Origin of the sequence: Paludibacter propionicigenes WB4 (assembly GCF_000183135.1) — a bacterium.
GTDB lineage: Bacteria > Bacteroidota > Bacteroidia > Bacteroidales > Paludibacteraceae > Paludibacter > Paludibacter propionicigenes.
Genome location: NC_014734.1, coordinates 2,341,416 through 2,360,003 on the forward strand (window position 1 = coordinate 2,341,416; position 18,588 = coordinate 2,360,003).

Below are 18,588 nucleotides of genomic sequence, written 5' to 3' on the forward strand. Positions count from 1 at the left end.
TATTCTCCCTAGCTACAAAGATTAACGGTGCGCTGCACCTTTGTTTATGATTATTGTTGATTGCTGCCAATATCAGAGAAAATACATCTGATTAAAATTCCTCATGCATGAGTTTTGGTGCAGAGCACCATAATCTTTGTAGCAAAACCAGCAACCCACAAACCTAAGGTGCAGAGCACCGGAATATATAAACAAATCAAAACATTGGAATATCTTATCTACCTGATAAAATTTTCCCCCACCACTCTCGCAGCAGGGGAAAAAATCAACTTATTTACTTTCGGGAGTGGGTGGTGTATCTTTTCCTCCTTCCTGCGAACGATAGCTTTTCCGAAGTTCGTCCATTTGGTTGAAGAGCGCTGTGACGGTATCATTAGGTGCAAAGTTCATCATTTGCTCTATAGCCGTGCAATACTGGATATAGGCTGCTATTACAATCGGTTTTAGCGAACTAGCCGATTCTGGTCGTTCGGAGTATTCGGCATTACGACTTTTCCATTTAAGATCGAAAGCTCTGTTTTTTTCGGCAGCCGATACAAATAAACCAGCCACATCAATTACGTTGGCAGCTGCCATGAGGTCGGGACGCGCATTGTATTTTGCAATCATATCCTCCACAATTCCTGTTTCGATATCCTGTGGCATACCATCCACAGCCCAAAATGGTGCCAGAAAAAGTTGCAGCAACGATGCGGCCGATTTCTTTTCGGGGTTACTGCTTTTCAGATACGATGCCGTTACCCGCTTGATCTCGTTTATGTCGGTATCGCGCTCTGCATCGAGCTTCTGAACCTCCTTAGTAAAACTACTTTTACTACTGTTGTTGAGTGGCACCGCCAGTTGTAGGTTGATGGATTCGAGATAATTCAACCCTGCTTGAGCAATCGGTCCTATCATACCCGCAATGGGTTTGGACAGTTCGATAGTAGATTTGTTGAGCGCATAAAGGGCTTTCAGTGGTAACTTTGCCACATAGAGTGGCGATAAAGAATGATTTTCCATTTTGTAAACTTTTTTAAGATTTATATTACGAAAGATAATTCATTTATTACTGAAAGGTATTGATTTCCTAAAAAAATTTCTGAAGAGCAAATCCTCTCAGGAAAATGCTTCAGAAATTTTCTGAAGAACAAATCCACCCTGACAAATGCTTCTGAAAATTTCTGAAGAGCAAATCCGCTCGGAAAAATACTTCTGAAATTTTCTGAAGGGCAAACCGGGGAGGAAAAATGATTCGGAAATTTTCTGTAACATATATACGAGTCGAATCAGTCCTTGGAAAATTTTAGTCATTAGCCCTAAAGACGCAGATATCAACTCAGCCACACACGTACTTCTGGAAAGCAACGACTCATCTAACTGCTATATATAAAGGATATTTTCACAGAGATTAACCTTCTCGCACGGCAAATATAATAAGTTAATCTGAATTATTAAAGATAATTTAAAAATATTTTTAATGACTTTTTTATAAATACTTAGAAATATAGGAATGATCGGAATTTGGGAAAGGCAAGTTGCAATTAGCTGTGCCTTAATACAGAACAAAAAAAATAGAGACGTAATTGGTTCGGAGTAGCGTAAAGATTGGCGCGGGATGTTGAACGAAGTATCCACACTTCGTTCAAGCTAAAAGGAAGTCTCCAGACTTCCGTATTCAAACTCAGAAAAAGGCATAAGCAATTTGTGTCTTTTTCTTTTAAAAAATGAATTATATTTGCAAACTATATGGAAAGCAGGAGACCCATTCGCCGAACATCAGAGTAAGAAATTATACACTACGGCGAACAGGGGAATAACAAATCAAAAATAATGGTATGAAAATTTATTTTAATATTTTCATATGGCTAATGATAGCCTTTTCTGGGTTCATTTTATATATAGTGTTTGGTATTTATATGAATAGCAGCGTTTGTCTGACATATGAATCTGCAAGTGTAGCTGATATTCAGTATGTCAACTCATATTCAAAAGTAATAATCCTATATACTGTCTTAATGATTGTTTTTCTTATAACTAGTTTTAAACGAAAATCGTCATGAAATAAGGTAATGTACTGGTTGGTGGGATTTATAATCCCACCTTCTTGTACTACAAGGAACCAACGGTCAGCGAAGCTAATTGTAATCCTAAATAAACAAATCCAGTTATACTACTGGATTAAAAATCCAAAGAATACAAAAACTGGGATTGCAAATCCCAGTGACAGTATACAAATTTTATTCATTTAATGAGTATATCTGGAAAGACAGGTGCTATTGCTTTCCCTTTAACAAAACAGTATCATACCTCTAAACAATACTATTTTAATTAAAATCCCATAATTGTTCACAAGAATTTAATACTAAAATCGATGAAAACACTCCAAGCTGGTAAGTATCTACTTATAATGGTTTCATTATTAGTGATAAGTTGCTCCCAATCAATCAAAACCGATAAGAGTCTTAATGGAAAATCTATTGAATTTATTAAAGAGAAAATTGGAAATCCTACATCATATAAAGAATTTGTTCTTACTAAATCTTTATATGAGTATCAATATGGACTATTGGTTTACTATCCAGAGCCCGATGGTAAAAATATACATATCATGGAATATGTTTGGGACAAAGAACATAAAAATACTGTAATTTGGTTCCATTTAATCGAAAAAAAATGGGTGTCATTGGATAATATAACTTGGAATCCAGACAAAGTAAAGTTTTGATTGGGTAATGTATCAGATATGTTGATAAGCAAATATGATATTTGATTATCAGTAGAGCATAATTAATTATAGGTAATAGAAGCAGGTGTTTTCATCTGCTTCTATTATTTTTATGGGCAAGAAAGGGTAAAGAAATGCATGAGGATAAACCTTACAGCGTTTTTTTTGTTTTAAAACCAGTTCAATGAATGAAGATTGATTACTTTTGCAAACACTAAAATTATAGCAAATATTATCTTTTTCAATCGGCAAAAAACATCAAACTACGCATGAAACAATTCATACTACTTATGGCACTCACTCTAACTCCATTTCTTTACGGTCAATCGACTGATGACAGAGGATATATAGTCAAAGTTGGCGACGCAGCTCCCGACTTCAGCATAAAACTAACCGATGGCAAAACCGTAAAGCTGTCAGACCTAAAGGGCAAAGTGGTTATGCTCCAGTTCACAGCCAGCTGGTGTAGTGTGTGCCGTCACGAGATGCCGTTTATCGAACGTGATATCTGGAAAAAACACAAAGCAAATCCTGACTTTGCGCTGGTAGCAGTAGATCGCGATGAGCCGTTGGCTACCGTGCTGAAATTTGCAAAATCCATCCCCATAACCTACCCGATTGGCCTTGATCCACACGCCAATATCTTTGCGCTGTATGCCACCCGCGATGCCGGAATAACCCGCAATGTGATTGTGGACAAAACAGGGAAAATCGTGATGCTGACCAGACTCTACAACGAAGAAGAGTTTAAGACCATGACCGAAAAAATTGACTCTCTGCTCAAATAATCGTTTCCTTCAGCCAGTTATCCGGTCCATACTTTCCGGAAACTAAACATTAAGACTCCATAAATTAGCTGTTTATACAATAGATTGGCTACAAAAACTATGTCCGCCCTATTCTCGACATTTTTTTGTAATTTTGTAGCTCAAAATCTCACACACCATAGACGAAATGCGTATTTTAATTCAACGGGTTAATGAAGCTTCGGTAGAAATTGACAACAAAATAAAATCGGCCATTAACGCAGGGCTGCTGATATTGGTTGGAATTGAAGAAGCTGACACCATAGAAGACAGTGAATGGCTGGCAGGAAAAGCGGTGGGATTGCGCATATTTGATGACGAAAACGGGGTTATGAACCGTTCTGTGACCGACATTGGTGGTGAGATTCTGGTAGTAAGTCAGTTTACGCTCCATGCCATGACAAAAAAGGGAAATCGCCCGTCGTATATCAAAGCGGCGAAACACGAAATTGCAATTCCGCTTTACGAGCATTTTTGCCGTGCGCTAAGTTTAAAACTGGGAAAAGAGGTGAAAACAGGAACATTTGCCGCCGATATGAAAGTGGCTCTTGTAAACAACGGACCTGTGACAATTTGGATAGATTCAAAAAATAAAGAGTAACTTGCTTCGCAATAATTACTCACTTCATCAGCGATATTTGGTCATTTGTATTCAGCCAAATTCGTATAATAAATTATAACTAGCAAAGTTCTAATCAATGAAAAGACATATTCCGAACTTTATTACCTGCCTGAATCTTTTTTCGGGCTGTGTAGCTGTACTTCTTGCATTTAAAGGTAATTATGAGGGTGCATTTATTGCCGTTTTGCTTTCTGCCGTTTTCGACTTTCTGGATGGACTGGGCGCCCGATTATTGAAATCGTATTCTCACATGGGAAAAGAACTCGACTCCTTGGCCGATGTTATCAGTTTCGGTATGGCACCCGGGGCTATCGTATTCTCGCTTATGACTGAAATGCAGATAAATGAGTGGTTTCCATACCTGGCATTCTTGATTCCGGTCTTCTCAGCTTTGCGCTTAGCAAAATTCAACGTAGATACCCGACAGAAAACTTCATTTCTGGGGCTTCCCGTTCCGGCAAATGCCATTTTTTGGGCTGGAATTGTCTATTCTTTCCCTTTATGGATAAGTAATAATGTAGCAATATTGGTTATTCTTATTGCTGTTTTTTGCTATCTGCTCATATCAGAACTACCGATGTTCTCTCTCAAATTTAAAAATCTATCCTTAAAAGATAACCGGATACAATATCTCTTTTTAATTATCTGCGCTATCCTATTGATCATTTTCCAACAAAATGCTTTCCCCATGCTAATTAGCTGGTATATAATTTTATCTGTGCTTGTCAAAATACTTAAGATATCAAAAGTTTAATTTCAATACAACTTTTTCGGCACCGATAAACTTAAATTGATAAATAAAAGAGTACATTTGCTCTAAATCACGAACACATGTCAATCAGTATTTCACATCTAAGTAAAAAGTACGGAGAACAAACCGTTCTAAACGATATAAACTTCGAGATAGGTGAAGGCGAAGTTGTTGGTTTTCTGGGGCCAAACGGAGCAGGGAAAACCACTACAATGAAGATATTGACCGGAGCACTTTCTTACTCTACAGGCTCAGTTAAAGTCTGCGGAATGGAAGTGAGTAACAATCAATTGAAAACCAGCAGCCTGATTGGCTATTTACCTGAGCAAAACCCGTTATATACTGACATGTACGTGAAAGAGTTTTTGCTGTTTGTAGCTGAAACTTATCATTTAGGAAAAGAAAAGGACAAACGGGTTGAGGAACTGATTGACAAAGTCGGATTACGACCTGAGTTTCATAAAAAAATAGGTCAGCTGTCAAAAGGATATCGCCAACGTGTAGGACTGGCTCAAGCGCTGATTCCGAACCCCAAAGTACTGATACTGGATGAACCAACCACCGGACTCGACCCAAACCAGTTAGAAGAAATCCGAAGTCTTATCAGGCAAATAGGCAAAGACAAAACCGTTTTGCTCAGCACACACATCATGCAGGAAATAAAAGCTATTTGTAATCGCGTTATCGTGATAAACAAAGCTGAAATTGTTGCCGATTATCCCGACATATCAAAAATCAATCTTTTTAATGAAGAAAACCTCCATTTTGAAGTTGAATTTGCCGAAGCTGTAAAACCGGAGAGCCTTCAAAAGTTGGAAAGTATCACAGCGGTACAACCAGTTTCCGAGAAACGATTTACGATAATTGCATCTACTGATATCCGCGAGATCATTTTTGACTTTGCGGTAAGATCCAACAACAAAATACTGACTATCAATTCAGTTGAAAGAAGCATGGAAGATGTTTTCAGGGAATTGACAAAATAGTTACAAGAAAATAAGTTACGGGTTACAAGTATTATATTTGACCTCGTAACTTGTAACTCGTAACTCGTAACTTAGATATTAATGGAAGAAACCTTCGACATACGAAATAATCAAAAAGGAGAAAAAGAGTTCGAAAACGCATTGCGTCCACTTACTTTTTCGGATTTCAGCGGACAAAATAAAATTGTCGAGAATCTGAAAATATTCGTACAGGCAGCTCGAATGCGCACCGAATCTCTCGACCATGTGTTACTGCATGGACCTCCGGGGCTGGGTAAAACCACACTTTCTAACATTATTGCCAATGAGCTGAATGTGGGCTTTAAAATCACCTCGGGTCCGGTGCTCGATAAGCCGGGCGATTTGGCAGGCTTGCTCACCAGTCTGGAAGTGAATGATGTGCTTTTTATCGACGAAATTCATCGTCTGAGCCCCATTGTGGAAGAATATTTGTATTCCGCCATGGAAGATTATCGCATTGATATCATGATTGATAAAGGTCCGAGTGCACGTTCCATACAGTTAGAGCTAAATCCGTTTACACTCATTGGAGCTACCACCCGAAGCGGTTTGCTCACAGCACCACTGAGGGCTCGATTTGGTATCAATTGTCATTTTGAGTATTATGATATTGAGGTTATTACAGAAATAATCAAGCGCTCATCTCGACTTTTAAATGTAGAAATCGGACACAAGGCAGCCGTAGAAATTGCTGGCAGAAGCAGGGGTACGCCACGTATTGCCAATGCCCTATTGCGCCGTGTTCGTGATTTTGCGCAGGTTAAAGGCAATGGTAGCATCGATGTGGAAATTGCCTGTTATGCGCTAGAAGCTCTGAACATTGACAAATACGGACTGGACGAAATAGACAATAAAATTCTCAATACCATCATCGACAAATTCAGTGGCGGACCGGTTGGACTAACCACCATTGCCACAGCGTTGGGCGAAGATGCGGGAACTATCGAAGAGGTCTATGAACCATTCCTCATAAAAGAGGGATTTATGAAGCGTACACCGCGCGGTCGTGAAGTGACGGAACTTGCATACAAGCATCTTGGAAAAGTGAAGCTTGGAGAAACCGGGACGTTGTTTTAGACAGAAATAAGAGGTAAGGAGTAATTAATTATAAACAATTTAATATAAACTACTTATGGCAGAATTAGTAACTATCCGAACTTTTAGCCAGTCAATCGACTTTGAAATGGCTAAATCCTACCTCGAATCATGTGGCATTGACTGTTTTGGAAAGAATGAAATTATAAATCGGGCATACATCGATTTAGTGGACGGCGGAATACAACTTCAGGTACCTGACAACCAAGTAGACAATGCAATAAAGCTACTTTTTGAAAAAGGTTACCTAAAAGCCGAAGATTTTGAACCAACGTCCGAAATGAAATGGATGGGGAAAATATTGAACTTTTTTAAACGAAAATAAAATTTACTTTTTGTAAATTGCAACACAAACCTTGTAAGTGATTTATGGCTGAGAAACAAATGAAAAAGCTGGCGAAGGATACCGCCTTGTATGGAGTCAGTAGCATTTTGGGAAGATTTATTAATTGGATGATGTTCCCGTTATATTCCTTTGTGTTGTCAGGCCCTGAAGCTTATGGGGTTATAACAAACTTATATGCGTGGACGGCACTGCTTTTAGTAGCGTTGACCTATGGAATGGAAACCGGTTTTTTGAGATTTGCCAATAAAAACGTTGACCAATCGGACAAAGTATATAGTACTACGTTAATCTCAGTTGGGTTCACATCGTTACTTTTTGCTTTGGGCTGTATAATATTTTCTCAACCCATTGCCAATATTCTGGGAGCTTCCAATCATAGTGCCATGGGTTATTCAAGTCATCCGGAGTACATTGCTTTGATGGGCTCTACCGTAGCCATGGATGCATTTGGTTGTATTCCTTATGTGTATCTACGCTTTAAAAATCGACCGATAAGATTTGTTTTTCTAAACTTATTTGGTATTGCTGTGAACATTTTCTTCAATATTTTCTTCTTGGTTATTTGTCCTGTGTTGGCAGAGAAAGCTCCAAATTTAATCAGCTGGTTCTACAATCCTGATTATGGAGTGGGATATGTATTTATCTCAAACTTCATTTCTTCGGCTTTAGTAACCGTTGCTTTACTGTTCGATGTTTTCGTTGTTAAGTTTTCGTTTGACAAGATACTTCTGAAACAAATGCTGAAATACTCTTTACCATTGGTAGTTTTGGGTATTGCCGGTATCATGAATCAAACGCTTGATAAGATTCTTTTCCCATTCCTAATGCAGGGCGCTAATGGGAAGGCCGAACTAGGAATCTACGGAGGTGTGGCTAAAATTGCGTTGGTTATGACCATGTTTACTCAGGCTTTCCGGTATTCGTACGAACCATTTATTTTTGCTCAAAAGAAAGATAAAAACAGTATGGAGACATACGCTGACGCGATGAAGTATTACATCCTGATAGCCTTGTTGATATTTCTGGGGATGATGCTTTATATGGATATTTTTAAACATATCATTTCATCTAAATATTGGGTTGGACTAAAAGTTGTTCCTATCGTCATGTTCTCGTTTATATTTCAAGGTGTATTTTTTAATCTCTCACTGTGGTATAAACTAACCGATAAAACTATGTATGGAGCATGGTTCTCGGTGCTCGGTACTGTTATAATGTTGCTGCTGAACATAGCACTGGTACCAACTTACAGTTATATGGGCTGTGCCTGGGCTGCTTTTGCCTGTTTCTTTGTTATCATGGTGGTTTCTTATTTTTTCGGACAAAAACATATGCCGATTAAATACGATTTTAAAACCATTGGGCTATATACAGTTGTAACAATCGTACTATATATAATCAGTACATTCATACAAACGCCTTATGCTTTTGTTAATATAGCTCTTAAATCTGTATTAATGATTGCATACCTGACATTGTTGATTAAGCGCGATTTCCCCTTAAGGAATATTCCGGTAATAAATAGATTTTTTAAATAAAACTAACTAACCATGAGCAAATTACACATCGTTACACCAGTAAAAGATTCGGTGGAAATAGCTGAAAAAACCATCGAAAGCATCATGAGTTCAGAAATATCGGCTGATTTCATTTATACGGTTTATAATGATTTCAGCTCAGATGAATCCACCAACGCATTAGAACAATTGTCGAAAAAATTTGATTTTAATCTGATAAATCTGAAGGACGTTACCTTGCATCCTTCTCCTAATTATTTGACTATCCTGCAAATGGCTCAACAGCGAGCCAGTTTTGAAGAAGCTCACATCTTAATTGTAGAATCGGATGTTGTTGTTGGAAAGAATACTATTCAGCAACTATATGATTATGCCACACAACTCGAAAATCCGGGTCTGATAGCTTCAATAACCACTGATGTAAACAAGAAAGTAAACTACCCGTATTTGTTCGCCAAAAGAATAAAATCGAAAGTGGCGAGTACCAGAAAACAACTTAGTTTCTGCTGTACACTTATTTCTCAGTCATTTCTGAATTCGTATAATTTTAATCAGTTGAACCCGGACAGAACCTGGCACGATTATTTCATATCTCATAAAACTTTAGAACTTGGATATAAAAACTATTTAGTCACTTCCGTGCCCGTTGTCCATTTACAACATAGCATATACCCCTGGATGCACCTGAAACAGACGCAACCGGGCAGATATTACTGGAATAAAATTATTGATAAGATTTTTAATAAATAATAAACTCTTTATTTGAAAACATGACATTTATAGAATTAAGCAACCAAATTTTCAATGAATCTGTACTTGATTATCACAAGACCGATAACGTTGACGCGCCAATTAATAATCCGTATGAATTTAAAACCATTGAATACTATCTCTACCTGAAAAACTGGATAGATACAGTTCAGTGGCATTTAGAAGATATTATACGCAATCCGGAAATTGACCCTGTTGAAGCTCTTGCGCTAAAACGTCGAATTGATAAATCAAATCAGGACAGAACAGATTTGGTTGAATTAATTGACAGTTATTTCCTTGATCAATATAAAGATGTAGTTATAAAGTCGAGTGCTATAATAAACACCGAAAGTCCTGCATGGGCAATAGATCGGCTATCAATTTTGCACTTGAAAATTTACCACATGCAACAAGAAGTGGAACGAAAAGACTCATCGGCCGATCACTTAACCCAATGCCAAACCAAGCTTAACATCCTTTTAGAACAAAAGGTAGATCTTTCTACTGCCATTGATCAGTTAATAAGTGATATCAGCGATGGTGTGAAAAAGATGAAAGTGTACAAACAAATGAAAATGTATAACGACCCGGCACTGAATCCTGTTCTTTACGCAAAAGGGAAATAATGTCCAGAATTCTAATCATAAGATTTTCGGCTTTGGGCGATGTGGCCATGACTGTACCGGTGATATATTCATTGGCCAAGGCATTTCCAATGCACGAGATCACTGTTTTAAGTCGTGAGTCATTCAAACCATTATTCGATAAACTGCCGTCAAACGTTCGTTTTATCGGAGCAGATTTATCCACAAAACATCGTGGGTTGGGTGGTTTGAATGTTCTTTACAAAGAGCTAAAAACGGAGAAATATGATTATATTGCTGATCTTCATTCGGTACTGAGGTCAAGATATTTGTGCCTTCGATTCAAACTGGCAGGAGCAGCCACAGCATCTATCAGGAAAGGCAGGAATGAGAAAAAGCAACTCACTAGAAAAAATAATAAGATCTTTGCCTCACTAAAATCCGGCTTTGCGCGTTATTATGATGTTTTTGAAAGGCTTGGATTCAGGTTTGATCTGAGATTCAATTCCATTTTTGAAAATGAGCAAGTCAACTTATCGGAGATAACGACTCATACAGGCGAAAAAACTGATGAAAAATGGCTCGGAATTGCTCCTTTTGCTAAGCATAAAGGAAAGATTTATCCTTTGGAATTACAAGAAAAAGTAATTGAGCACTTTGCCAACAATCAGCGTGTGAAGGTATTTTTGTTTGGAGGCGGTGAGTATGAAAAGAAAATTATCGACGACTGGAAAAAGAAATATTCAGCTATAGTTTCTATGGCTGGAAAACTGAATATGAGTCAGGAGCTTGTTTTGATGAGTCAGTTGGATGTGATGTATTCAATGGATTCTGCCAATATGCATTTGGCATCGTTGGTTGATACTAAGGTAGTTTCGCTTTGGGGAGCAACTCATCCTTATGCAGGATTCATGGGTTGGAATCAATCCACCGACAATGCTGTTCAGATTGATTTGCCTTGTCGCCCGTGCTCCGTTTACGGACAAAAACCGTGTTTCAGAAAAGATTATGCCTGTCTGTATCAGATTACTCCCAAACAAATTATCCAACAAATTGAAAATATACTTTTCTGATTTATGAAAACCGTAATAAACCCTACATATAATGCTCTAAGCTCTTTTATTAATCGGATTCCTGATATCTTCGATCAGGAAGGAGCATTGGTTTTTGCGGCACGCAATCAACTTAAATCCTATACAGTAGAAGGAATTGACATAATCGTTAAGCGTTATAAAAGACCACATTTAATCAACAGAATTGCATATACTTTTTTCCGCCCTTCAAAAGCAAAAAGAGCCTATGAGTATGCGCTCAGGCTGCTGGAAATGGACATTAATACACCAATGCCAATAGCCTATATTGAGCAAAAAAGCTTTGGGTTACTTAGTTACAGTTTCTTTATATCGATATACGAAAAGGATTATTCCGATATACGCGAATTGATGATCGGGACTCAAACAGACGATACTTTACTGCAACATCTAGCTCAGTACATAGCTCATTTTCACAGCAAAGGAGTTTTGCACTTTGACATGTCGCCCGGCAATGTTTTATACAAGAAATTAAAAGACAATTATCTGTTTACACTCATTGATATAAACAGAATGCATTTTTCACATTCTATTTCTAAAACAGACCGATATAAAAGTTTCAAGCGTCTATCTGAAAATAAATCTGTATTAACGAGAATCGCAACTTTATATGCAGCTGCAGCTGAATTGGATGAAGCCGAATCGGTAGAAAGAATAAATCATTATTGTACTGAATTTTAATCCCTGAATCCGATAAAACAAAGTTATGAGAATAGGATATGATGCCAAAAGATTATTCTGTAATCATCGCGGATTGGGTAATTACAGTCGCGATTTGATACGAATACTCAGTCAGTACTTCCCTGACAACCAGTACGACTTATACACCCCTGATATTAAGCTTGAAGTTCCGCTAAACACTCAAAATACGTCCATTATTCAACCTAGTGGGATTTATAAGTTTCTGCCATCATCGTTGTGGAGAAGTTATGGATTGAATGCTGAGATAATGCGACATGGCGATGATATTTTCCACGGTCTAAGCCAAGAGTTACCGGTAGGAATAGAGAAATTACCAATAAAAAAGATTGTCACCTTCCATGATGCAATTTTTATGCGGTATCCTGAATTATATGCTGCATCATATCGCAAAATCTTCACTGCTAAAAATTTCTATAGTTGCCGGATTGCCGATAGGATTATTGCTATTAGCGAACAGTCAAAGCGAGATGCCATCGAATTTTTCGATGCTGACCCCGCAAAAGTAGAAGTAGTATATCAGGGATGCAACAATATTTTCAGGCAAACAGCTTCAATGGAAGAAAAACAAGCAATTAGAAATAAATATGACCTTCCTTCAGATTATCTTCTGTTTGTAGGAGCAATTGAACCTCGTAAGAACATTGCATCTATCATCCAAGCCATATCTCAGGAAAAAATTGATATCCCATTAGTAGTTGTTGGCCGAAAAACCGATTATACCACTGAGTTACAACAGTTGGCTGCTCAATTGCATCTCTCAACCAGCATTCTTTTTTTGCATCAGGTAGAAACAAATGATTTACCTGCTATTTACCAAATGGCACAATTATTCGTTTATCCTTCTATATTCGAAGGTTTCGGTATTCCTATTCTGGAAGCTCTCTGCAGTGAAACGCCGGTAATTACTTCATCCGGAAGCTGTTTTGAAGAAACCGGTGGTAATTTCAGTATGTATGTTTCACCTCAAAATGCAGAGGAAATTGGTGCTGCCATTCAGACTGTCTTAAATGATTCTGGTCTTCAAAAAACCATGATACAGGAAGGGATAATACATGCCCAAAATTTTACTGACGACAAAATTGCTGACGGATTGATGAGTTTGTACAAAAGCGTTTAGATTATCTGCTTAAAATAGTGTAATTTTGTAACTCTCTTTAATGAAAATCTGCTTAACTCATGCTTTCAGTAATTATCTGCTCAAGAAATAAAACATTATTAGATAAACTCACTAAGAATATTAGCGAAACAATTGGCGTTGATTATGAAATAATCGGCATTGATAACACATTTAATGAACATTCAATATTCTCGGCGTATAATGCTGGATTTGAACGGAGCAAATATCCTTACATTTGTTTTATTCATGAAGATGTGTGCATTAATACAGAGAATTGGGGCAAGAAAGTAATTGCGCATCTGGCAGAGCCGACCGTAGGCATACTTGGGCTAGCCGGAAGTGATTTGGTTACGCGTATCCCTGGCTCTTGTTCAGGAAAAACCTCCTGTATAAATATAATTCAGTCTGACAGTTCGGGGAAGAAACCCTCTGTAAAAAGTTTTTTCCCGGAGAATTATAGTGAAACTAAACATCCAACCATTTTATTGGATGGTGTTTTTCTTTGTTTAAGAAGAGATGTAATGAATGAGTTGAGATTTGATGAACAAATTGGCGGTTTTCATGGTTACGATTTTGACATTGCGCTTCAGGCTACAATATCGGGTTACCAAAATTATGTAATTTATGACATTGAGCTGGAGCATTTTTCAAGAGGAAAATTCCAACGTGAATATATCAAAAACCTAATTCGAGTATTCAGGAAATGGGAAAAATACTTACCTCTTGCTGGACAAAGTATCAACGAGCAAAGACGCAGTCAATTTGCTAAAATTGAAGAAGAAAGACTTTTAAAGCTAACGAAAAGACTCATTAAATTTGGGTTTTCAACAAATGAAATTATAGCCGAAGCCACCCACTATGCAGGCATAATTCAATCGACAAAAATAACACAGAAATTAAAACTAATTCGGTTTAAAATTTTTTTTCTGAGATTATTATATTGTCCTCATAATTTACTAAAGTGAAATTTTTCCACTAATATCACATATGTTTGAATTAATAAAAGTAGCCCGAAAAGATTGTTCGAAATCTAAATTTTCCATCTTGATTCCAAGCTGGAATAACTTAGACTACTTACAGGTCTGCATAAATAGTATTCTTAAAAATTCTGTTTTCGATCACCAAATAATTGTTGTTGTAAACGACGGGAATGATGGAACTTTAGAATGGGTTAAAAATAATCAAATACTTGATTATGTTCATGCTAAAGAGAATATCGGGATTTGTTATGCATTGAATATTTGCAGGGGTTTGATTAAGACGGATTATGTCCTTTATGCAAATGATGATATGTATTTTCTACCCAATTGGGATAAGATATTAGCTGATGAAATAGAAAAAATCGGACATAAAAATTTCATGCTCTCCGCGACAATGATTGAGCCGACAGGTGAAAATCCATGTTCAGTAATTCGGAATTATGGTAATGATATCAAATCGTTCCGTGAGGCTGATTTGCTTGCAGATCAGGAGAAACTATACCGGGACGATTGGAATGGGAGTACCTGGCCACCCAATATTGTTCATATAGATAATTGGGATTTAGTTGGAGGTATGAGTATTGAATATAGTCCGGGAATGTATTCGGATCCCGATTTATCCAGAAAATTATGGGAGGCCGGAATCCGCATTTTTAAAGGTAAAGGAACCAGTCTGGTTTATCACTTCGCTTGTAAATCAACCGGTCGAATACGTAAGAACAAAGGTCAAAAAACATTTGTGTTGAAATGGAATATATCGGCTAAAACATTTCAAACTAAATATTTACTGCGTGGACAATCAGTTGTAAATGAACTTCCGGAAATTCATCTGACAACTACCGAAAAATTAAAGCAACTTATTAAAAGACTAAAAGCGGTTTTTTAAAAATTAAAACGATTACTATGCCTTTATCAGTCATAATCATAACATATAATGAAGAAAGAAACATTGGTAGATGTCTGGAATCATTAACCGGAATTGCCGATGATATTCTGGTAGTAGATTCGTTCTCTACTGATAAGACCGAAGAAATTTGCCAACAATATAGTGCCAGATTTATTCAACGGCGGTTTGATGGGTATAGTAACCAAAAAAGATTTGCAACTGAACATGCTAAGTTCGACTACGTACTTTCGCTTGATGCCGATGAGGCACTTTCTCCAGAACTAAAAACTTCCATTCTAAATGAAAAAAACAAGTGGTCAAAACCTTGTTATTCATTCAATATCAGAAACCATTATTGCGGCAAAGCCATCAGACACTGCGGCTGGTACCCGGATAAACATGTTAGATTATTCAACCGCAGCGTAACAAACTGGACTCAAAAGGAAGTACACGAATCAATAGCCGTGAATGACAACAAAGCGGTAATGCATCTTAAAGGAGATTTATTGCATTTTACATGCTCTTCCATCACAGAACATCAGGAAAAGGAAAAAAAATACGCTCGTATGAACGCCGATATACTGGCTAAAAAGGGAAAAAACATACTATGGATTACTCCATACATAAAAGGAGCTTTCCGATTCTTTAAAACGTATGTTATCAAATTAGGCATTCTGGATGGCTACTATGGGTTTATAATTAGCAAAACACTTGCTAAATCATCTTTTTATAAATATTCCTGGGCAAGAAACGCGATAAGAAAGAAATAGCTAAACTTCACGTTTATATTCTTACTCACACTTGACTTCTCAACCTTATAATTTCTATAAATGACAAGATTAGAGCTAAAATCCGGCTTAGAAAAAGTAAACTATTACGCTTTTCTACTGCTTGCATTTAGTTTAAACTTTCCGCAAACAGTTGTAAGATATTCTCTTGCAATTTGGCTTATATCTTGCCTTTTTTCAATCGACTACAAGGAAAAACCTAATTTCAAAAGAACTTATTATCTGCCATTATACCTGATAAGTGTACTGATTTTGGGTAGAATTATTGTCTCACTAATACACAATGATTTTTCTGCTTTGCTGGCTAAACTACTTGACACACAGCTATCACTCATATTCCTGCCTATCCTTTTGATTTTTCATGTCAATAGACATTTCAATCTGAAGCAAATTTTGCTTGTTTACGTTGTAGGATGCTTTACTTCCTGTTTTCTAGTTGTTTGCTACTTCTATTTATACCGTTTTAATTTATTGATTGGCGATGTTGAAGGTATTCCTTTAGGCACAAACAAGCACAACCTTATTGAAGACATCAAAATATTCCAGCTATTTATCTCTCCCTATTTTAAACACCGGGCAGCTGTTGGTACAAATATCAGTCTTTCGTTTGCTGCACTGATATACTTAATCAAAACCGAACAAAAGTTCTCCTTAAAAAATGTTTGCCTGGCAATACTAAGTTTTGCCATTTTTGCACTGGTTATCTATGTTTCAGGATCGAGATCGGGAATAATGTCCTTCATATTCGTACTATTGGCTGGCGCTGTTTATACCTTCAGAAAAAAGAAAATAATCTTCATATCATTTTTGATTGTTGGTCTACTCATAGCCTGCCTGTCTACTTTAAAAACCACGCGGTTAATAGACAAAGGCGTGAAGTATGAAAACGATATATCGACAATTGATCCCCGCATACAAATATGGAAATCATCAGTAGAAATTATTAATGGACATCCGTGGTTGGGGGTTGGTTATTCAGGAGTGAAACCCGCACTATTCAAAAAGTATGAGGAAAAAGGGCTAAAACTGGATCTTCAGGCAAAACACAATACGCACAATCAGTTTTTACAGTTTGCTATGGAAAGTGGTGTGTGGGCAGCTGTTATATTCGCGTTGATATTGTTACCCATCTATTTCAGGAGGAAAATATATTTCTTATCGTTTGCGTTTTCATCTGTATTTATTGTTTACAGCATGTTCGAAGACACATTTATCATTATAAATGCACTATCAATTTTCGTGTTCTTTATATCCTTGCTGATACTTGCTCAAAAACAGAATGATGAAATACTAAGTGAGTAATTTTATTTTCGTCCAAAGTCCGCAGGTATTTCACCCCAAACAGAAGTTTCCCATTTCAGTATTTCAGTCGAGTATTGATTTTGTTGCAGCCATGCTTCTGCTCGCGACACTAATTCAAAAAGAGTAGCGTTTACACCACTCTTTTCAAGTTTGGTTTTGGCCTTTTTGCCTTTCACCCACGCCAAAGCTGTTTTACTGTCGGTATAGATGGGCAGAGGACTATTCTTTTGTTTCAAAAAAGCCAGCCCGTGAACCAGTGCCAGAAACTCTCCAACATTATTCGTTCCTTCCGCAAATGGTCCCTGACGGAAAATTTCTTCTCCCGTTTTGGTATATACACCCCGGTATTCCATTGCACCCGGATTGCCACTACAAGCTGCATCTACCGAAAGACTTTCGAAAACAGGAGTTCCAACTTTAGCAATTTCCTCTTTTGTAGGTTTTTTTTCTTTGGCATTTTTCCCAATATAATCCCAACAAGGAGAAGACATCGCCTCACGGGCTTCGGCTTCCGTGGCGAACCCTTTGTATAAAGCGCCCCCATAGCCATGAATCTGTCGTTTACATTCTTCCCACGAACGATATATGCCAGGTTCTTTGCCTTCCCAGACTACAAAGAATTTATTCTTACTCATGTGAACAGTTATATAGTGGAAGTTTCTCAAGCATACAATTACGCTCTCTGTTTTTTCAAAGTTTCTTGATTCGACCTAATAAAATCTTAAGTTTAAACCTGAAAAAGGAATCTGTTCCTTTAATGTCGATTCGCTCAATGCAGAAAGGGTCTGCCAGTGGAAGTTTATTGATTCTGTTACCAATTCGGAAACCTAACTGAATTTCATTATTTATGAGCGTTTCCTTGAATTTTTCATATATCTTTTGCTCGCGGGGATAAGCGCCATACGGATAGGTAACAGCAGGAACGTAAGGAATAGAGTTTTCCGTGAGTATGGATCTACATTGACTAATATCATCAATCAATTCTTCTGTAGTAAATTCTTTATAGCTTCTATGAATTAATGAATGTAGCCCAAATTCAATAAATGAAGAATCTATTTGCTTCAACCTATCAAAGCTCATGATTGCTTCATCACCTTCGTCCCATTCGTTTGATTTGCCAATGAATCCTACCGGTAAGAAGATTGTGGCTTTTAATGCATGTTTCTTCAGCAAGGGATATAAATAAGTATAGTTATTTTCATATCCATCGTCGAATGTCAGAAGAATTGGCTTTTTTGGAAGTTTGGCTTTTTGATATTGATGTTCTATCAGTTGCTGTACGGTTATCGGATGATAATTCTTTTCTTTCAGATATAATAGCTGTTTTTCAAGCACATCCTCACTTATTGTCAGATTGTCGTTTGTATTTAGACTAATCTTGTGATACATCAATACCCTTAGGCCAGATTTTGATCTGATTAAAATATTGGTTAGAAAAACACCCACTATTATAGCAAATAAAAGAAAGAACGCATTCACAGTCATAGCCAAACTACTATTGATTAATCATATAACTTTACCGAAAAATTTTACA

General features: G+C 37.1%; 20 protein-coding genes. 17 read left to right on the forward strand and 3 right to left on the reverse strand.

The genetic code is table 11. The features are described from left to right. Positions 1–270 precede the first annotated feature (270 nt). Complete coding sequence (locus tag PALPR_RS09675) at positions 271–1,002, reverse strand: DUF6261 family protein (RefSeq protein ID WP_013445438.1); 732 nt, start codon at positions 1,000–1,002, stop codon at positions 271–273. A 1,351-nt stretch (positions 1,003–2,353) separates the two neighbouring features. Here PALPR_RS09675 and PALPR_RS09685 point away from each other — a divergent pair. From PALPR_RS09685 to PALPR_RS09765, 17 genes are all read left to right on the forward strand, one after another. Continuing rightward, positions 2,354–2,707 carry a hypothetical protein gene (locus PALPR_RS09685; RefSeq protein ID WP_013445440.1) on the forward strand — a complete coding sequence of 118 codons (354 nt, stop codon included), beginning with the start codon at positions 2,354–2,356 and terminating at the stop codon, positions 2,705–2,707. A 269-nt stretch (positions 2,708–2,976) separates the two neighbouring features. After that, positions 2,977–3,495, forward strand: a complete 519-nt coding sequence (locus PALPR_RS09690; protein ID WP_013445441.1) for a TlpA family protein disulfide reductase — start codon at positions 2,977–2,979, stop codon at positions 3,493–3,495. Between the two features lie 166 nt (positions 3,496–3,661). After that, entirely contained in the window at positions 3,662–4,114 is a 453-nt protein-coding gene (gene dtd, locus PALPR_RS09695; RefSeq protein ID WP_013445442.1) for a D-aminoacyl-tRNA deacylase, read from the forward strand. 97 nt (positions 4,115–4,211) lie between these two features. After that, positions 4,212–4,889: a CDP-diacylglycerol--serine O-phosphatidyltransferase gene (gene pssA / locus PALPR_RS09700; protein WP_013445443.1), complete on the forward strand. Its 678-nt coding sequence runs from the start codon at positions 4,212–4,214 to the stop codon at positions 4,887–4,889. A gap of 77 nt (positions 4,890–4,966) precedes the next feature. Continuing rightward, positions 4,967–5,872 carry an ATP-binding cassette domain-containing protein gene (locus PALPR_RS09705; RefSeq protein WP_013445444.1) on the forward strand — a complete coding sequence of 302 codons (906 nt, stop codon included), beginning with the start codon at positions 4,967–4,969 and terminating at the stop codon, positions 5,870–5,872. A gap of 81 nt (positions 5,873–5,953) precedes the next feature. Next, positions 5,954–6,970, forward strand: a complete 1,017-nt coding sequence (gene ruvB / locus PALPR_RS09710) for a Holliday junction branch migration DNA helicase RuvB (protein WP_013445445.1) — start codon at positions 5,954–5,956, stop codon at positions 6,968–6,970. 55 nt (positions 6,971–7,025) lie between these two features. Next, positions 7,026–7,313, forward strand: a complete 288-nt coding sequence (locus tag PALPR_RS09715; protein WP_013445446.1) for a putative signal transducing protein — start codon at positions 7,026–7,028, stop codon at positions 7,311–7,313. A 44-nt stretch (positions 7,314–7,357) separates the two neighbouring features. Beyond that, a complete protein-coding gene (locus PALPR_RS09720; RefSeq protein WP_013445447.1) occupies positions 7,358–8,872 on the forward strand; it encodes a lipopolysaccharide biosynthesis protein in 1,515 nt (504 codons plus the stop codon). 12 nt (positions 8,873–8,884) lie between these two features. Next, on the forward strand, positions 8,885–9,601 hold the full coding sequence (locus PALPR_RS09725) for a glycosyltransferase (RefSeq protein ID WP_013445448.1): 717 nt from the start codon (positions 8,885–8,887) through the stop codon (positions 9,599–9,601). Positions 9,602–9,621: 20 nt separating this feature from the next. Beyond that, positions 9,622–10,230 carry a DUF4254 domain-containing protein gene (locus PALPR_RS09730; protein WP_013445449.1) on the forward strand — a complete coding sequence of 203 codons (609 nt, stop codon included), beginning with the start codon at positions 9,622–9,624 and terminating at the stop codon, positions 10,228–10,230. Then, complete coding sequence (locus PALPR_RS09735) at positions 10,230–11,261, forward strand: glycosyltransferase family 9 protein (RefSeq protein WP_013445450.1); 1,032 nt, start codon at positions 10,230–10,232, stop codon at positions 11,259–11,261. The genes PALPR_RS09730 and PALPR_RS09735 overlap by 1 nt, the downstream gene beginning before the upstream one ends. 3 nt (positions 11,262–11,264) lie before the next feature. Beyond that, positions 11,265–11,960 carry a lipopolysaccharide kinase InaA family protein gene (locus PALPR_RS09740; protein ID WP_013445451.1) on the forward strand — a complete coding sequence of 232 codons (696 nt, stop codon included), beginning with the start codon at positions 11,265–11,267 and terminating at the stop codon, positions 11,958–11,960. Between the two features lie 25 nt (positions 11,961–11,985). Continuing rightward, positions 11,986–13,098, forward strand: coding sequence for a glycosyltransferase family 4 protein (locus tag PALPR_RS09745; RefSeq protein WP_013445452.1), 1,113 nt, complete (start codon positions 11,986–11,988; stop codon positions 13,096–13,098). 59 nt (positions 13,099–13,157) lie between these two features. Beyond that, positions 13,158–14,063 (forward strand): glycosyltransferase, encoded by a 906-nt coding sequence (locus tag PALPR_RS09750; protein WP_013445453.1) that lies wholly within the window; start codon positions 13,158–13,160, stop codon positions 14,061–14,063. Between the two features lie 22 nt (positions 14,064–14,085). Further along, the gene (locus tag PALPR_RS09755; RefSeq protein ID WP_013445454.1) at positions 14,086–14,964 is read left to right on the forward strand and encodes a glycosyltransferase; all 879 of its coding nucleotides are present in this window, start codon (positions 14,086–14,088) and stop codon (positions 14,962–14,964) included. Positions 14,965–14,981: 17 nt separating this feature from the next. After that, a complete protein-coding gene (locus PALPR_RS09760; protein ID WP_013445455.1) occupies positions 14,982–15,734 on the forward strand; it encodes a glycosyltransferase family 2 protein in 753 nt (250 codons plus the stop codon). A 60-nt stretch (positions 15,735–15,794) separates the two neighbouring features. Next, positions 15,795–17,054, forward strand: coding sequence for an O-antigen ligase family protein (locus tag PALPR_RS09765; protein ID WP_013445456.1), 1,260 nt, complete (start codon positions 15,795–15,797; stop codon positions 17,052–17,054). 2 nt (positions 17,055–17,056) lie between these two features. Here the strand turns inward: PALPR_RS09765 and PALPR_RS09770 are convergent, their stop codons facing one another. Both PALPR_RS09770 and PALPR_RS09775 read right to left on the reverse strand, forming a co-directional pair. Continuing rightward, positions 17,057–17,689 carry a ribonuclease H1 domain-containing protein gene (locus PALPR_RS09770; RefSeq protein ID WP_013445457.1) on the reverse strand — a complete coding sequence of 211 codons (633 nt, stop codon included), beginning with the start codon at positions 17,687–17,689 and terminating at the stop codon, positions 17,057–17,059. A gap of 55 nt (positions 17,690–17,744) precedes the next feature. After that, positions 17,745–18,443 (reverse strand): polysaccharide deacetylase family protein, encoded by a 699-nt coding sequence (locus tag PALPR_RS09775; protein ID WP_171805034.1) that lies wholly within the window; start codon positions 18,441–18,443, stop codon positions 17,745–17,747. Positions 18,444–18,588: the final 145 nt, after the last annotated feature.

Excerpts from the sequence above, each read along its gene's own strand:
- PALPR_RS09675 (WP_013445438.1), bottom strand. The coding sequence starts at position 1,002 with ATGGAAAATCATTCTTTATCGCCACTCTATGTGGCAAAGTTACCACTG.
- PALPR_RS09685 (WP_013445440.1), top strand. The coding sequence starts at position 2,354 with ATGAAAACACTCCAAGCTGGTAAGTATCTACTTATAATGGTTTCATTA.
- PALPR_RS09690 (WP_013445441.1), top strand. The coding sequence starts at position 2,977 with ATGAAACAATTCATACTACTTATGGCACTCACTCTAACTCCATTTCTT.
- dtd (WP_013445442.1), top strand. The coding sequence starts at position 3,662 with ATGCGTATTTTAATTCAACGGGTTAATGAAGCTTCGGTAGAAATTGAC.
- pssA (WP_013445443.1), top strand. The coding sequence starts at position 4,212 with ATGAAAAGACATATTCCGAACTTTATTACCTGCCTGAATCTTTTTTCG.
- PALPR_RS09705 (WP_013445444.1), top strand. The coding sequence starts at position 4,967 with ATGTCAATCAGTATTTCACATCTAAGTAAAAAGTACGGAGAACAAACC.
- ruvB (WP_013445445.1), top strand. The coding sequence starts at position 5,954 with ATGGAAGAAACCTTCGACATACGAAATAATCAAAAAGGAGAAAAAGAG.
- PALPR_RS09715 (WP_013445446.1), top strand. The coding sequence starts at position 7,026 with ATGGCAGAATTAGTAACTATCCGAACTTTTAGCCAGTCAATCGACTTT.
- PALPR_RS09720 (WP_013445447.1), top strand. The coding sequence starts at position 7,358 with ATGGCTGAGAAACAAATGAAAAAGCTGGCGAAGGATACCGCCTTGTAT.
- PALPR_RS09725 (WP_013445448.1), top strand. The coding sequence starts at position 8,885 with ATGAGCAAATTACACATCGTTACACCAGTAAAAGATTCGGTGGAAATA.
- PALPR_RS09730 (WP_013445449.1), top strand. The coding sequence starts at position 9,622 with ATGACATTTATAGAATTAAGCAACCAAATTTTCAATGAATCTGTACTT.
- PALPR_RS09735 (WP_013445450.1), top strand. The coding sequence starts at position 10,230 with ATGTCCAGAATTCTAATCATAAGATTTTCGGCTTTGGGCGATGTGGCC.
- PALPR_RS09740 (WP_013445451.1), top strand. The coding sequence starts at position 11,265 with ATGAAAACCGTAATAAACCCTACATATAATGCTCTAAGCTCTTTTATT.
- PALPR_RS09745 (WP_013445452.1), top strand. The coding sequence starts at position 11,986 with ATGAGAATAGGATATGATGCCAAAAGATTATTCTGTAATCATCGCGGA.
- PALPR_RS09750 (WP_013445453.1), top strand. The coding sequence starts at position 13,158 with ATGCTTTCAGTAATTATCTGCTCAAGAAATAAAACATTATTAGATAAA.
- PALPR_RS09755 (WP_013445454.1), top strand. The coding sequence starts at position 14,086 with ATGTTTGAATTAATAAAAGTAGCCCGAAAAGATTGTTCGAAATCTAAA.
- PALPR_RS09760 (WP_013445455.1), top strand. The coding sequence starts at position 14,982 with ATGCCTTTATCAGTCATAATCATAACATATAATGAAGAAAGAAACATT.
- PALPR_RS09765 (WP_013445456.1), top strand. The coding sequence starts at position 15,795 with ATGACAAGATTAGAGCTAAAATCCGGCTTAGAAAAAGTAAACTATTAC.
- PALPR_RS09770 (WP_013445457.1), bottom strand. The coding sequence starts at position 17,689 with ATGAGTAAGAATAAATTCTTTGTAGTCTGGGAAGGCAAAGAACCTGGC.
- PALPR_RS09775 (WP_171805034.1), bottom strand. The coding sequence starts at position 18,443 with ATGTATCACAAGATTAGTCTAAATACAAACGACAATCTGACAATAAGT.